General features: G+C 74.1%; 13 protein-coding genes and 1 riboswitch. Of the genes, 8 read left to right on the top strand and 5 right to left on the bottom strand.

Translation table 11 applies throughout. The features are described from left to right. Positions 1–37: 37 nt before the first annotated feature. Complete coding sequence (locus tag Sfr03f_RS01545; protein WP_108951817.1) at positions 38–1,018, top strand: carbohydrate-binding protein; 981 nt, start codon at positions 38–40, stop codon at positions 1,016–1,018. A gap of 22 nt (positions 1,019–1,040) precedes the next feature. On the opposite strand, the gene Sfr03f_RS01540 is transcribed toward Sfr03f_RS01545, so the two are convergent. From Sfr03f_RS01540 to Sfr03f_RS01530, 3 genes are all read right to left on the bottom strand, one after another. After that, positions 1,041–1,973 carry a 1-phosphofructokinase family hexose kinase gene (locus Sfr03f_RS01540; protein ID WP_108951816.1) on the bottom strand — a complete coding sequence of 311 codons (933 nt, stop codon included), beginning with the start codon at positions 1,971–1,973 and terminating at the stop codon, positions 1,041–1,043. 187 nt (positions 1,974–2,160) lie between these two features. Beyond that, entirely contained in the window at positions 2,161–3,303 is a 1,143-nt protein-coding gene (gene nagA, locus Sfr03f_RS01535) for an N-acetylglucosamine-6-phosphate deacetylase (protein ID WP_494485773.1), read from the bottom strand. A 104-nt stretch (positions 3,304–3,407) separates the two neighbouring features. After that, on the bottom strand, positions 3,408–4,388 hold the full coding sequence (locus tag Sfr03f_RS01530) for an ROK family protein (protein WP_108951814.1): 981 nt from the start codon (positions 4,386–4,388) through the stop codon (positions 3,408–3,410). Positions 4,389–4,615: 227 nt separating this feature from the next. Between Sfr03f_RS01530 and Sfr03f_RS01525 the strand changes: the two genes are divergently transcribed. The 4 genes from Sfr03f_RS01525 to Sfr03f_RS01510 all read left to right on the top strand — a co-directional run bounded on the left by Sfr03f_RS01525 (position 4,616) and on the right by Sfr03f_RS01510 (position 7,690). Beyond that, entirely contained in the window at positions 4,616–4,843 is a 228-nt protein-coding gene (locus Sfr03f_RS01525; RefSeq protein WP_108951813.1) for a DUF3263 domain-containing protein, read from the top strand. A 40-nt stretch (positions 4,844–4,883) separates the two neighbouring features. After that, a complete protein-coding gene (gene otsB, locus Sfr03f_RS01520) occupies positions 4,884–5,759 on the top strand; it encodes a trehalose-phosphatase (RefSeq protein ID WP_108951812.1) in 876 nt (291 codons plus the stop codon). Positions 5,760–5,948: 189 nt separating this feature from the next. Then, positions 5,949–6,638: a DUF4142 domain-containing protein gene (locus tag Sfr03f_RS01515; RefSeq protein ID WP_245967333.1), complete on the top strand. Its 690-nt coding sequence runs from the start codon at positions 5,949–5,951 to the stop codon at positions 6,636–6,638. A 2-nt stretch (positions 6,639–6,640) separates the two neighbouring features. Further along, positions 6,641–7,690 carry a class F sortase gene (locus Sfr03f_RS01510; RefSeq protein WP_159105508.1) on the top strand — a complete coding sequence of 350 codons (1,050 nt, stop codon included), beginning with the start codon at positions 6,641–6,643 and terminating at the stop codon, positions 7,688–7,690. Positions 7,691–7,735: 45 nt separating this feature from the next. Here Sfr03f_RS01510 and Sfr03f_RS01505 read toward each other — a convergent pair whose 3' ends face one another. Beyond that, positions 7,736–9,148, bottom strand: coding sequence for an alpha,alpha-trehalose-phosphate synthase (UDP-forming) (locus Sfr03f_RS01505; RefSeq protein ID WP_108951811.1), 1,413 nt, complete (start codon positions 9,146–9,148; stop codon positions 7,736–7,738). Between the two features lie 105 nt (positions 9,149–9,253). Next, a complete protein-coding gene (locus Sfr03f_RS01500) occupies positions 9,254–10,198 on the bottom strand; it encodes a glucosyl-3-phosphoglycerate synthase (protein WP_108951810.1) in 945 nt (314 codons plus the stop codon). 221 nt (positions 10,199–10,419) lie between these two features. Continuing rightward, positions 10,420–10,558: riboswitch (SAM riboswitch) on the top strand. Between the two features lie 18 nt (positions 10,559–10,576). Between Sfr03f_RS01500 and thrC the strand changes: the two genes are divergently transcribed. The 3 genes from thrC to Sfr03f_RS01485 all read left to right on the top strand — a co-directional run bounded on the left by thrC (position 10,577) and on the right by Sfr03f_RS01485 (position 12,978). Beyond that, on the top strand, positions 10,577–11,878 hold the full coding sequence (thrC, locus tag Sfr03f_RS01495; RefSeq protein WP_108951809.1) for a threonine synthase: 1,302 nt from the start codon (positions 10,577–10,579) through the stop codon (positions 11,876–11,878). 112 nt (positions 11,879–11,990) lie between these two features. Further along, a complete protein-coding gene (locus tag Sfr03f_RS01490; RefSeq protein ID WP_108951808.1) occupies positions 11,991–12,269 on the top strand; it encodes a MoaD/ThiS family protein in 279 nt (92 codons plus the stop codon). 502 nt (positions 12,270–12,771) lie between these two features. Continuing rightward, entirely contained in the window at positions 12,772–12,978 is a 207-nt protein-coding gene (locus Sfr03f_RS01485; protein ID WP_005486335.1) for a cold-shock protein, read from the top strand. Positions 12,979–13,247 lie beyond the last annotated feature (269 nt).

Here is a 13,247-nt window from a genome sequence, read left to right as displayed (position 1 = left end):
CGCACCTGACCCCGCATCTGTTGAGGAGTACCAAGGGATGACGTCCGGTAACAACGGCGCCAGCACGCCCGAGGACGACGACCCGTTCGGCTACCTCTACGCCGACGGGCAGGCCAACGGCGCCCAGCCGCCCACCGGCGGCGGTTACGGCTACCCGAACTCCGTCAACCGTGTGCGGGCCGTCGGTGAGCGCCGGTACGGCGCGCAGCAGACGGCGCAGCAGCCCGCGCCGCCCGCCGGCGCGGGTTACGGCCGTCCGAACCCCCACTACCAGGCCCCCGAGGTCGCCATGGGCTCCGTCGGAGTTCCCGGCGGACCCGCGGCCGGCGGGCACCGCTCCCACGGGAACGGCGGCGGCGGCCGCGGTCGCGGCCCCAACACCAAGGGCCTGCTGATCGGCGCCGTGGCCGTGGTGGCCGCGGTGGTCATCGGCATCAGCGTCGCCATCGCCAGCGGCGACGACGACGCCGACAAGAACGCGAGCGCGTCCCCGTCGCCCTCGGTGACCACCATGGAGAAGCCGGCCGGTTCCGGGGACAAGGACAAGGGCGAGGACGACGACGTCTTCGAGCCGTTCGCGATCGAGGCCGCCTCGCTCACCGGCGGCCTCTCCGGTGGCGCCACCCCCGCGAGCGACGTCCCCGGCTCCCGGGCCAAGAGCGGCTCCTACGTGGCGGGCCTGAACACCCCCGGCGCCTCGGTGACCTGGACGGTCAACGGCGTGCCGGAGGACGGCCAGTACACGCTCTTCACCTACTACGGCGTCCCCGGTGAGGACACCAAGGCCACCCTGACCGTCAACGGCGGTCCCGGTGCCGAGGTGGCCATGAAGAACTGGGCCAACGCCGAGAAGGGCGCCTGGGACAAGGGCTGGACCCGCACCTACAACTACGTGCCGCTGAAGAAGGGCACCAACACGATCACCCTCACCTGCGCCAGTGGCTGCAACGCCAACATCGACCAGTTCGGTCTGGTCGCCGGCGAGGTGAAGGAGGCGCCGAAGGAGTTCGGCTCCTGACCCGCGGGCGCCCCGCGCCCGGTCAGGCCGTGGGCGCCGCCTCGGCGACCCGGACGCGGCCGAGCAGCTCCTCGTAGCGCGCCCGGTCGAACTCCCCGGCGACCGGCGAGAGCACGGTGGCCGCCGAGAGGGCGGCCGCCCGGGCCAGCCGCTCGGGCCAGGGCAGGTTCTCCGCCAGCGCGGACAGCAGCCCGGCCACCGCCGAGTCCCCGGCGCCGGCCGGGTTCCCGCGCAGCGGGCGGGGCGGCGCGGCCCGCCAGTGCCCCTCGGGGCCGACGGCCAGCAGGCCCTCGGCGCCCAGCGAGGCCACCACGGTCCGCGCCCCGCGCCGCCGCGCGTCGCGGGCCGCCTGCAGCGGGTCGTGCGAGCCGGTCAGCTCGGCGAGCTCCTCCGCGTTCGGCTTGAGCAGGTCGGGCCGGGCGGCGACGCCGCGGCGCAGCGGTTCGCCGGAGGTGTCGAGCAGCACGGTGACGCCCGCGGCCCGCGCCTCGCGGACCAGCAGCGCGTACGCGCCGACCGGCACGCCCGGCGGCAGGCTGCCGCACAGGGCGACCGCCCGGGCGGAGGGCAGCAGGTCCCGGTAGGCGTCGCGGAACGTGTCCCACTCCGCGGGCGAGACCGTGGGGCCGGGCTCGTTGAAGAGGGTGGCGTCCTCGGCGGCCGGGTCGACCACCGAGACGGTGCGGCGGGTGGAGCCCGCCACGGGTATCAGCGCGTCCGCCACCGCCCCCGGCCCGTTCGCCAGCAGGTCCCGCACGGTGCGCCCGGTCGCGCCGCCGGCGAAGCCGGTCACCGTGACCCGGTGTCCGAGGGCCGCCAGCACCCGGGCGACGTTGATGCCCTTGCCGCCCGGCCGTTCCACGACCTCCGACACCCGGTGACCGGTCTGCGGACGCAGGGCCCGCACCCGGTAGGTGATGTCGAGCGCGGCGTTCAGCGTCACCGTGAGGATCACTCGGTCCGCCTCCCCCCGATGATGCGCCAGATCCGGAAGCGGCCGGTGTCACGGCCGCCAGTTTCTGGCTCGATCATGCCAAACACGCGCCCGGTGGCCCAGAGGCCCGACGCCCCCGGGGAACGGCCGAGGAGGAAGGCGGGAAGGGGGAGGGGCGGCAAGGGGACAGGAGGGAGGAGGCCGCGGGTCAGTCGCGGCGGGGGTCGACCACCCAGGCTCCCTTGCGCATCACGCCGCGCAGGGCGAACTCCTCGTCCAGCACGACCAGGTCGGCGTCCTTGCCGGGTTCCAGCGAGCCGATCCGGTCGTCCAGGCCGAGCAGCCGGGCGGGCGTCGCGGAGATCGCCGCGACCACCTCCTCCACGGGCAGGCCGTCGAGGGTGACGGCCCGTCGGAAGGCGCGGTCCAGGGTCAGGGTGGAGCCGGCGATGGTGCCGTCCCCGGCCAGCCGGGCCACGCCGTCGACCACTTCCACCTCCAGCGGACCCAGCCGGTAGCTGCCGTCGCCGAACCCGGCGGCGTCCATGGCGTCGGTGATCAACGCGACCCGCGCGCCGCCCGCGTGACGGAACGCCAGCCCCAGCGCGCCGGGGTGCAGGTGCACTCCGTCGTCGATCAGCTCGACGGTGACCCGCTCGTCCTCCAGCAGCGCGGTGACCGGGCCGGGGGCTCGGTGGGCCAGCGGGGGCATGGCGTTGAACAGGTGGGTGGCGACGGTCGCGCCCGCCTCGATCGCCTCGACGGTCTGCTCGTAGGTGGCGTCGGTGTGGCCGACCGCGGCGATGACGCCCATCTCCTTCAGCATCCGCACCGAGTCGACGCCGCCGGGCAGTTCGGCGGCGAGGGTGACCATCCGGGCCTGCCCGCGCGCGGCCTCCACCAGCTTGCGGACCTCCGCCGGGTCCGGCTCCCGCAGCAGCTCCTCGGAGTGCGCGCCCTTGCGGCAGGGCGAGATGAACGGGCCCTCGAAGTGGACGCCGGCGATCTCACCGTCCTCCGCCAGCTCGGAGAGCATCGAAGCGCGCCGGGCCAGGGTGTCCAGGTCGCCGGTGACGGTGGAGGCGACCAGGGTGGTGGTGCCGTGCGCGCGGTGGGTGCGCACGCCGCGCAGGACGTCCTCGACGCTGCCGGAGCTGAACGAGGCGCCCCCGCCGCCGTGGTTGTGCAGGTCCACGAAGCCGGGGACGACCCAGCAGCCGGACAGGTCCACCACGGTGGCGGGGGCGTCCTCGGGGACGGCCGCCGGGTCGGCGAGGCGGGAACCCTCGACGACCACCCGGCCGCCGGGGACGACGCCGCCGGGCAGGACCACCCGGGCGCCGGTGAGCACGGTGCGGGGCGCGCCGGCGGCGCGTGCGGGAGCGGGAGTGGGGGCGGCAGCGGTGAGGGGGACAGCGGCGGGGGATGCCGGAGCGCTGCCGGGGTCGGTGGCCGTCATGGAGCGGGGACCTCCTGGGTGGGGGCGTCGGGGGAGGGGCCGGCCGCGGCGTCGGCCGGTGCGTCGAGCAGGTCCCAGGCGAGGAGGCCGGCGCCCAGGCAGCCCGCCGTGTCGCCGAGGGCGGCGGGGACGATCTCGGGCGGCCGCTGGAAGGTGATCCGCGCGGCCACCGCCTCACGCAGCGGGGTGAACAGCGTCCCGCCGGCCTCGGCGAGACCGCCGCCGACGATCAGGCGCTGCGGGTCCAGCAGGGTCAGGCCGGTGATCAGGCCGTCCGCCAGGGCGTCCACCGCCTCCTGCCAGACCTCCCGCGCCCGCGCGTCGCCGCGGTCCGCCGCCGCGGCGCAGTCCGCGGCGTCCGCGTCCGGGTCGCCGCAGACGCGCGCCCAGGCCTCGCCGACCGCCGAGGCGGAGGCGTACCGCTCCAGGCAGCCGTGCTGTCCGCAGGGGCAGGGCCGGCCGCCGGGCCGCACGACGACGTGGCCGATCTCGCCCGCGTTGCCGTGCGCGCCCTCCTCGACCCGGCCGGCGATGCCGATGGCGCCCGCGATGCCGGTGCCCAGGGCCACGAAGAGGAACCGGTCCGCGCCGCGGCCGGCCCCGGCGCGGCCCTCGGCGAGACCGCCGGAGCGCACGTCGTGGCCCACCGCGACCGGGACGCCGCCCAGCCGCTCCCCGATCAGGGTGCGCAGCGGGACGTCCTTCCAGCCGAGGTTGGCCGCGTAGACGGCGACGCCGTGCTCGGCGTCCACCAGGCCGGGGACGGCGATGCCGACCGCGGCGGCGCCCCGCCCGAGGCGGGCCTCGCCCTCGGCGTGCAGGTCGGCGGCGAAGTCGAGGATGCCGTCCACGACGGCCTCGGGGCCCCGGTGCCGACCGGTGGCCCGGCGGTCCTGGTGCAGCAGGGTGCCGTCGGGGGCGACCAGGGCGGCCTTCATGCCCGTGCCGCCGACATCGAGGGCGATGACGTGTTTCACGCGGATCAGTCTGGCGGGTGCGCCGCGAAAGGTCTAGTCCACTTGCGGGCCTTGGGCATCCCTTGACGGTCCTGCGGTGCTCGCGGATCCGTTCGGTGGTGCTCGCGGATCCGCCCCCCGGTGCTCGCGGACGGTCCCCCGGTGCTCGCCGGCGGTCCCGCGGTGCTCGCGGCGTGGCCGCCGTCCCGGTCCGGCGGTGTGTCCGGGGCAGCGGTTACCGTGCAGGGATGGAGGAGCTCAGTGGCAGGGAACGGGACGTGCTCGCGCTGGAGCGGCGGGGGTTCGCGGGGCCCGGCGCCAAGGAGCGGGCCATCCGCGAGGAGCTCGGCCTCGCCCCCGTGCGGTACTACCAGCTGCTCAACGCGCTGCTGGACGACCCGCGGGCGCTGGCGCACGACCCGGTGACGGTGAACCGGCTGCGCCGCGTCCGGGACAGCCGCCGCGCGGAACGGTGATCGGGGGGTTGGCAGCGGACTGCGCGGTTATGGTCCCGGTATGGGCAGCGACCAGAACCAGAACCCCGCGAACCCCTCGGCCGGCGGCGGCCTCCCGGAACCGGTGACGGAGGCCGGACGGCACGGGCTCGAGGCCATCCTCGCGGCACCGGAACGCGCCGTGATCGCGCTGGACTTCGACGGCACGCTGGCGCCGATCGTGCCGGACCCGGACCGGGCCCGCGCGCACCCCGAGGCGGTGCCCGCGCTGGCCGCGCTGGCGCCGAAGGTGGCGGCGGTGGCCGTGGTCACCGGGCGGCCGGCCGAGGTGGCGGTGCGCAACGGCGGTTTCGCCGGGGTGGCCGGGCTCGACCACCTCGTGGTGCTCGGGCACTACGGGGCGGAACGGTGGGAGGCCGCCACCGGAAAGGTCACGGCGCCGGACCCGCACCCGGGGGTCGAGGCGGTGCGGCGGGAGTTCCCCGAGGTGCTGGCCTCGGTGCCGCAGTCGCGCGGCACCTGGATCGAGGACAAGGGCCGCGCGCTGGCCGCGCACACCCGGCGGGCGGAGGACCCCGAGGCTGCCTTCGAGGCCCTGCGGGCGCCGCTGGACGCGCTGGCGGAGCGGCACGGGCTGATCGTCGAGCCCGGCCGGATGGTGCTGGAGCTGCGGCCGCCGGGGATCGACAAGGGGGTCGCGCTGCGTGCCTACCTGCGTGACGTCGGCGCGGGCGCGGTGCTGTACGCCGGGGACGACCTCGGGGACATCCCCGCGTTCGACGCGGTGGAGGCGCTGCGAGGTGAGGGGCTGCCCGGCGTCCTGGTCTGCAGCGCCAACGAGGAGGTCCGCGAGCTCGCCTCCCGCGCCGACGTCGTCGTCCCCGACCCCGAGGGCGTCGTCCGCCTCCTGTCGGCCCTCGCCGCCCGCCTGGGCTGACCCGCGCCCCGCACGCGAGCCCGAGGGAGCCGCGCGCCGTCCGCGCCTGTGGGCCGTCAGGGTGAATTGCCGGCCTCCGGTGACGATTCCGGCGTGTCGCGTGGGATTCATCCCTGTCGGGTGCTGAAGCAGCGCCTTCTTCCCTGTCCGTCGCGGCACCGTCCACGGCGGGCGTGAAAGGAGCAGCTCGTGATACGAACCCGGCTCGCGTACGTCGCGGCCCTCGCGGTCGCCCTGTCCGTGACCTCGGCGGGACCGTCGTCGGCCGCGGCGGTCGACGACCAGGACGTCATGTTCGTGAAGGCCGCGCACCAGGGCAATCTCGCGGAGATCGCCGCCGGCCAGGACGCGCAGAAGAACGCCACGACCGCGTGCGTGAAGAAGGTCGGCATGATCCTCGTGCGCGACCACACGAAGCTCGACGCCGACGTGCGGACCCTGGCGGGCAAGCTCGACATCGCGCTGCCCTCGGGCCCCACCGAGGAGCAGAAGCGGGAACTCGCCGCCGTCCAGGCCAAGGCGGGCAGCAGCGCCTACGACAAGGCGTGGCTGACGCTGCAGGAAGCCGCGCACACCAAGACCCTCGCCCTGATCGACCAGGAGCTGAAGGCCGGCGGCAACGCCGAGGTCAAGGCGGCCGCGCGGGCCGCGCGGCCGGTGGTGGCGATGCACCTCGACATGGTGCGGGGCGGTGTCTGCCACGCGGCGAAGGAGGCCGGGACGGTGAAGGCCGGCAGCGGCGGACAGCTCGCGGACGCGGAGCAGGACAGTGGCATGCCCGCCGCCGGAGTCACGGGCCTGATCGGCGGCGGCCTCCTCGCCGGCGTCGGCGCCGCCTGGCTGGTGCGCAACCGTCGGCGGTCGGCCCACCGGAGCTGACCTTGCAGCGACGGCGCCGCGGTGCGGTCGCCGCCGTCGTGTGCGCGCTCGGCGCGGCGACGGCGACCGCCGGGTGGGCCGTGCTGGCGGGCCCGCTTCCCCTCGGGGAGGCGGGCCCGGTGCCGTCGGCGGCCGCCTCCGCCGCCTCGGTCGCACCGGCCGGAGGCCGCGGCCCGGCCGTGCCCACCGAGGTGCGCGGCCCGGAGGGCTTCCGGGCGGGGCTGGTCCCGGTCGCCGCGCGGGCCGACGGCTCGCTGGCACTGCCGGGGGACCCCCACCTGGGGGGCTGGTGGGCGCTCGGGGCGTCGGCCGGGGCCGCCCGGGGCACCCTGCTGGTCGCCGGGCACGTCGACACGGCACGGGACGGCCTGGGCGTGTTCGCGGCGCTGCACCGGCTCCGGGTCGGCGCGGTGGTCGACGTGGTCGGGGCGGACGGCCTGGCCCGCCGTTACCGGATCACCGCCCGCCGCACCTATCCGCAGCGCGCCCTGCCGTCCGACCTGTTCACCCGCGAGGGCCCTCACCGGCTGGTGCTGGTCACCTGCACCGGCGTCTACCGCCGGGCGGCGGGCGGCTACGACCGGAACCTGGTGCTCTACGCCACCCCTGCCCCGAACGCCCCCGCCCCGGGCGCCGCTGCCCCGGGTGCTCCCGCGCCGGATGCTCCCGGACCGGACGGGCCTGCGCCGGGTGCTCCCGCGCCGGGCGTCCTTGCGCCGGGTGCCTTCGCGCCGGACGCCCCTGCCCCGAGTGCCCTCGCGCCGGGTGGTCCCGCGCCGGACGTCCTTGCGACGGACGCGCCTACGCCGGGTGCCCTCCCGCCGGATGTCTTTACGCCGGTCGCTCTTGCGCCAGGTGTCCTTGCGCCAGGCGCCCTTGCGCCGGACACCCCCGAGCCGGGTGCCCCCGTGCCGAACGCCCCCGGGCCGGGAGCCCCCGGGCCGGACACCCCAGCGCCGAACGCTTCCGCGCCGAACGCTCCTGCGCCGGACATCCTTGCCCCAGGTGCCCCCGCGCTGGGCGCCCCCGCTCCCGGGCCCCCGTTCCGCTGACCGCGGCCCGCGGCCGGCGGAACGGGGGTCGGGTGGCCCGTCCCGCTAGTGCGCCGTGGCGGTCAGCGCGTCGAGCTGGTCGAGGAACCACTTGGCCGGCGGCGTGGCGGTGGCCGCCGCGACGAGCCGCTTGGTGCGGTCGGCGCGCTCGCCCGGCGGCATGGTGAGGCCCTCGTGCAGCGCCCGCGCCGTGGCGTTCACGTCGTAGGGCTGGACGGTGATCGCGTCGTCGCCCATCTCCTCGTGCGCCCCCGCCTCCCTGGAGAGCACCAGCGCGCAGCCGTTCTCGGCGAGCACCGGGACCTCCTTGGCGACCAGGTTCATGCCGTCGCGGATGGGGTTGACCAGCGCCACGTCGGCCAGCCGGTACGCGGCCAGCGAGCGGGCGAAGTCGTCCTTGAGGTTGAGCACCACGGGCGTCCAGTAGGGCGTGCCGTACTCCGCGTTGATCTCCTCGGCGACCCGCGCGACCTCCGTCGTGTAGTCCCGGTAGACGGCGAGGTCCTGCCGCGAGGGGTAGGCGAAGGCCACGTGCACCACCCGGTCGCACCACTCGGGGTGGTCGTCCAGCAGCTGCCGGAAGGCGTGCAGGCCGCGGACGATGTTCTTGGAGAGCTCGGTGCGGTCCACCCGCACGATCGTCTTCCGCAGGTTCCCGTCGGGGTCCTGGCCGATCTCCGCGCGCAGCTCCGCCACCCGCTCGTCGACGTCGGCCCGGTGGGCCCGCTCGCGCAGGAAGTCGGCGTCGGCGCCCAGGCCGTGCACGCCGATGCGGGTGTCACCGAGGCCGCCGACGACGGTGTCGCAGCAGGCGGTGAAGGCGTCGGCCCAGCGCTGGGTGAGGAAGCCCAGGCGGTCGGCGCCCAGCATGCCGCGCAGCACGGACTCCGCGACGTCGTCGGGCAGCAGCCGGAAGTACTCCGGCGGGGCCCAGGGGGTGTGCGAGAAGTGCCCGATGCGCAGGTCGGGGCGCAGCTCGCGGAGCATGCCCGGGGCCAGCGTCAGGTGGTAGTCCTGGATCAGCACCGCCGCACCCTCGGCGGCCTCCTCGGCCAGCGCCTCGGCGAAGGCCCGGTTGAACTCCTGGTAGGCGGCCCACTGCATCCGGAACTCACTGTCGAACACCGGTTCGAGAGGGGTCTGGTAGAGCATGTGGTGCACGAACCAGAGCACCGAGTTGGCGATGCCGTTGTACGCCGCGTGATGGGTCTCGGCGGAGATGTCGAGCATCTTCACGCCCGGCTCGCCCACCCCGCGCCGGACCGCCTCGCGGTCCCCGTCGCTCAGCGCCGAGCAGACCCACAGGGCGCCGGCGTCCGGGCCGATCGCGGAGAGTCCGGAGACCATGCCGCCACCGCCCCGCCGGGAGACCAGCGAGCCGTCCTCGGCGAGCGAGTAGGAGACCGGGCCGCGGTTGGAGGCGACCAATACCTGTGCAGATCTTTCGGCGGAACCCATACGCGTCACCTAGCCCGGAGGGGAAAAATCCAAACGTGCGGAGATCATGCGAACGGCGGGAGAGGCGCCCCGCCCGGGGGCGGGGCGCCTCTCCGCACGGAGGGATCAGGCCACTTCCCGCGACCGGTACTCGACGATCTCCGCCATCGGCGGCCGCTCCAGGGTGTCCACCGCGTGGGTCCGCGGCGTGAAGCCCTTCTCGGTCCGGTCGAACTGGGTGATCAGCGGCCGGACCATCTGCCCGCGCGCCAGCCGCAGCTGGGCGGTGCGGTAGATGGTGGCGGCCATCCGGCCCAGGGCCTGGCTGTCCTGGTTGCGGTGCTTGCGGACGCCCACGTCGACCTGGGCGAGGGCGTCCAGGCCCACGGTGTGCAGGGAGTCGATCAGCATGGCCAGCTCGATGCCGTAGCCCACGGGGAACGGCAGCCGCTCCAGCAGCGACCGGCGGGCCGCGTACTCGCCGCCCAGCGGCTGCACGAATCCGGCCAGCTGGGGCCAGTGCAGGTTGATCAGCGGGCGGGCCATCAGCTCGGTGACCCGGCCGCCCTGACCGGGCTCGGCGCCCAGCGGGCGGTCGTACATGGCCTTGACCAGCGAGATGCCCGGGTCGGTGAGCAGCGGCCCCACCGTGCCGGTGACGAAGTCGGAGGAGAAGTCGCGCAGGTCGGCGTCGACGAAGCAGACGATGTCGCCGCTGGTGGCCAGCAGCGAGCGCCACAGCACCTCGCCCTTGCCGCGGACGGCGGGGACCCGGGGCAGGATGCTGTCGCGGTGGACCACCTTGGCGCCCGCCGCGGCGGCCACCTCGGAGGTGCGGTCGGTGGAGGCGGAGTCGACGACGACCAGCTCGTCGACGAGCGGGACCTGTTCCACCAGGTCCCGGCGGATCGCGGAGACGATGTCACCGACGGTCGCCTCCTCGTTGAGCGCCGGCAGGACGACGGAGACGGTCGAGCCGCTCTGGCGCTTGGCGGCGAGTATCTGGTGCAGCGGGCGATCGGTCACATGCCAGGAGCGTGTGCCCAGCCAGCCTTCGACTTCTTCCAGCACAGTCACCGGCTCCTTCACTGTCCCCGCCTGCCTCGCGGCGGACGGTCCGTCTCGCGTTCCGGACGATCCTCTCAACTGTCCTGGCCTTCGGTTACAGTCTTGAACATCACCAGTGACCACCGCATGTCGGGGTCGGCGTCACTCGACTGGTAGATGCGAGTCCCCCTTGCGGGAGCGGCTCAAAACGCACGACGCGAAACAACTCCACAACAACAGAAAAACGCTCATCCAGAGGGGCAGAGGGATACGGCCCGATGAAGCCCCGGCAACCCTCCAGCCGCGCCCGCGTCACGCGAGGCCCCGGCTAGGGAAGGTGCCAAATCCGTCTCACGGCGAAGACGCCGCTGAGGAAGATGAGGAGAAAGGGCCTCGCCTCTCATGGCTGTACAGACTGTCACGACCGCTTCCGCGTCCACGACGACCTCCGCCGCCCCCGTCGATCTCGGTCCGGCCACCGCGCTCTCCTGTCGCGAATGCGGCCACCGCGTCCCGCTCGGCCCCGTCTTCGCCTGCGAGGAATGCTTCGGGCCCCTCGAGATCGCCTACGACTTCTCCTCCTACGACGCCGAGGAACTCCGCCGCCGCATCGAGGCCGGCCCCGCCAGCATCTGGCGCTACGCACCCCTGCTGCCCGTCCCGGCCGACGTCGCCGACAAGCCCAACCTGAACCCGGGCTGGACCAAGCTGGTCAAGGCCGACAACCTGGCCCGCGAGCTCGGCGTCACCGGCGGCCTGTACGTCAAGGACGACTCCGGCAACCCGACGCACTCCTTCAAGGACCGCGTGGTCGCCCAGGCCCTGGAGGCCGCCCGCGCCTTCGGCTTCACCACCCTCTCCTGCTCCTCCACCGGCAACCTGGCCGGCGCGGTCGGCGCGGCCGCCGCCCGGGCGGGCTTCCGTTCCTGCGTGTTCATCCCGCACGACCTGGAGCAGGGCAAGGTCGTCATGGCCGCGGTCTACGGAGGCGAGCTGGTCGGCATCGACGGCAACTACGACGACGTGAACCGTTTCTGCTCCGAGCTGATCGGCGACCCGGCCGGCGAGGGCTGGGGCTTCGTCAACGTCAACCTGCGCCCCTACTACGGCGAGGGCTCCAAGACGCTGGCGTACGAGATCTGCGAGCAGCTCGGCTGGCGGCTGCCGGACCAGCTGGTGATCCCGATCGCCTCCGGCTCGCAGTTCACCAAGATCGACAAGGGCCTCAAGGAGCTGATCGCGCTCGGCCTGGTCGAGGACAAGCCGTACCGGCTCTTCGGCGCCCAGGCGAACGGCTGCTCGCCGGTCTCCGCCGCCTACAAGGCAGGCCACGACGTGGTCCGCCCGCAGAAGCCGGACACCATCGCCAAGTCGCTGGCCATCGGCAACCCGGCCGACGGCCCGTACGTCCTGGACATCGCCCGCCGCACCGGCGGCGCGGTGGAGGACGTCACGGACGAGGAGGTCGTGGCGGGCATCCGGCTGCTGGCCCGCACCGAGGGCATCTTCGCCGAGACGGCGGGCGGCGTGACGGTCGGCGTGACCCGCAAGCTGATCGAGAACGGGCTCCTGGACCCCACGCTCACCACGGTCGTCCTCAACACCGGAGACGGCCTCAAGACGCTGGACGCGGTGGCCGACCAGGGCCTCACCGCGACCATCCGGCCGAGCCTGGAGTCCTTCCGCGAGGCCGGCCTCGCCTGACCGCCGGTCCGCCCGACGTCACCCGACCGTCGGGCGGACCGACCGTCGCCCGGCCGGACCGCACGGCCCGTCCGTCCCGTCACCCGCTCACCGTCATCGGAGGTCACCCCGCATGAGCGTCACCGTCCGCATCCCCACCATCCTCCGCACCTACACCGGCGGACAGGCCGAGGTGGAGGCCGAGGGCGCCACCCTGGGCGAGGTCATCGCCGACCTGGAGAAGAACCACACGGGCATCGCCGCGCGCGTGCTCGACGACCAGGGCAAGCTGCGGCGCTTCGTCAACGTCTACGTGAACGACGACGACGTGCGCTTCGAGCAGGGGCTGGAGACCGCGACGCCCGCCGGCGGCAACGTCTCGATCATTCCCGCGGTGGCCGGCGGCGCCTGACGGCCGCGCATTTCCCCGTCCGTCTTCCGGTACTCCTTTTCGGATAGCGGAAAGGCGGTTACCACCAGCTTTCGCGCATCGCCCTCTCCGGTTCGCGCCGGCCCCGTGCCGGCGTCACATTCCGCCGACAACCGGAGGGGGCGATTCTGCATGATTGGGCGCGGTACAGTTGGGTATCCCGCGCCGAACTCGGGCCGGGTGCCGAAGAGTTCCTGCCTCCCGCACGGCAAGAAGCAGCCAAACTGCGCGGGTCGTTTGCGTAGTTCGCTCCTTCTGTCCGCCCCGACTTGCCCTGAATACCGGCGAAATCTCGGCATATTCCAGACCCCCCGCCCCCAGAATTGTCGTCGGATTGACCTGTTGCAGAGGGCAGTTGGACAGATACATTCAGCCGCGGTCGACGCGTTCCGGCGCACGCCCGTCGCTCTCGGCGGCGGGTGAGGTCTGACCCGGATCCGCGAAGTGTGGATCTGTGCAAGGGCCAGTAATAGGGGAGTTAGGCATGGCTCAGGGCACCGTCAAGTGGTTCAACGCGGAGAAGGGGTACGGCTTCATCGCGGTCGACGGTGGTGCGGACGTCTTCGTGCACTACAGCGCGATTCAGATGGACGGCTACCGCACCCTCGAGGAAGGCCAGCGGGTCGAGTTCGAGATCTCGCAGGGCCAGAAGGGGCCGCAGGCGGACATGGTCCGGCTGGCTGCCGGCTGAACGCCTCGACCGAACATCCTGACGTGACATCGGGCCCGCGGCCCCCCTCGGGGGGTCGCGGGCCCCTTGCGTTCCCGGCGTCCGGCGCCGGCCCCACAGCGCCCGGGAGGGTGTCCAGGGGGCGGGAAACGGGGGCGGGATCGGGAGAGCGTCTTGCACTCGGAGGGGGCGAGTGCTAATCATTGCGTTAGCACTCTGAAGGTGAGAGTGACAACGATGGACCGGGTCGGTGAGGTCCGCGTTGCCGTTGGCGGGGAAGGAACCGCCCG

The sequence above is a fragment of the Streptomyces fragilis genome, assembly GCF_003112515.1.
GTDB classification, from domain to species: domain Bacteria; phylum Actinomycetota; class Actinomycetes; order Streptomycetales; family Streptomycetaceae; genus Streptomyces; species Streptomyces fragilis.
The sequence above is the reverse complement of the archived record's forward strand: the minus strand, read 5'-3'. Positions and strand labels throughout refer to the sequence as shown.

What these genes read in the sequence shown, in the direction of transcription:
- Sfr03f_RS01485 (WP_005486335.1), top strand. Translation starts at nt 12,772, where the DNA reads ATGGCTCAGGGCACCGTCAAGTGGTTCAACGCGGAGAAGGGGTACGGC.
- thrC (WP_108951809.1), top strand. Translation starts at nt 10,577, where the DNA reads ATGGCTGTACAGACTGTCACGACCGCTTCCGCGTCCACGACGACCTCC.
- Sfr03f_RS01490 (WP_108951808.1), top strand. Translation starts at nt 11,991, where the DNA reads ATGAGCGTCACCGTCCGCATCCCCACCATCCTCCGCACCTACACCGGC.
- Sfr03f_RS01505 (WP_108951811.1), bottom strand. Translation starts at nt 9,148, where the DNA reads ATGGGTTCCGCCGAAAGATCTGCACAGGTATTGGTCGCCTCCAACCGC.
- Sfr03f_RS01545 (WP_108951817.1), top strand. Translation starts at nt 38, where the DNA reads ATGACGTCCGGTAACAACGGCGCCAGCACGCCCGAGGACGACGACCCG.
- otsB (WP_108951812.1), top strand. Translation starts at nt 4,884, where the DNA reads ATGGGCAGCGACCAGAACCAGAACCCCGCGAACCCCTCGGCCGGCGGC.
- Sfr03f_RS01525 (WP_108951813.1), top strand. Translation starts at nt 4,616, where the DNA reads ATGGAGGAGCTCAGTGGCAGGGAACGGGACGTGCTCGCGCTGGAGCGG.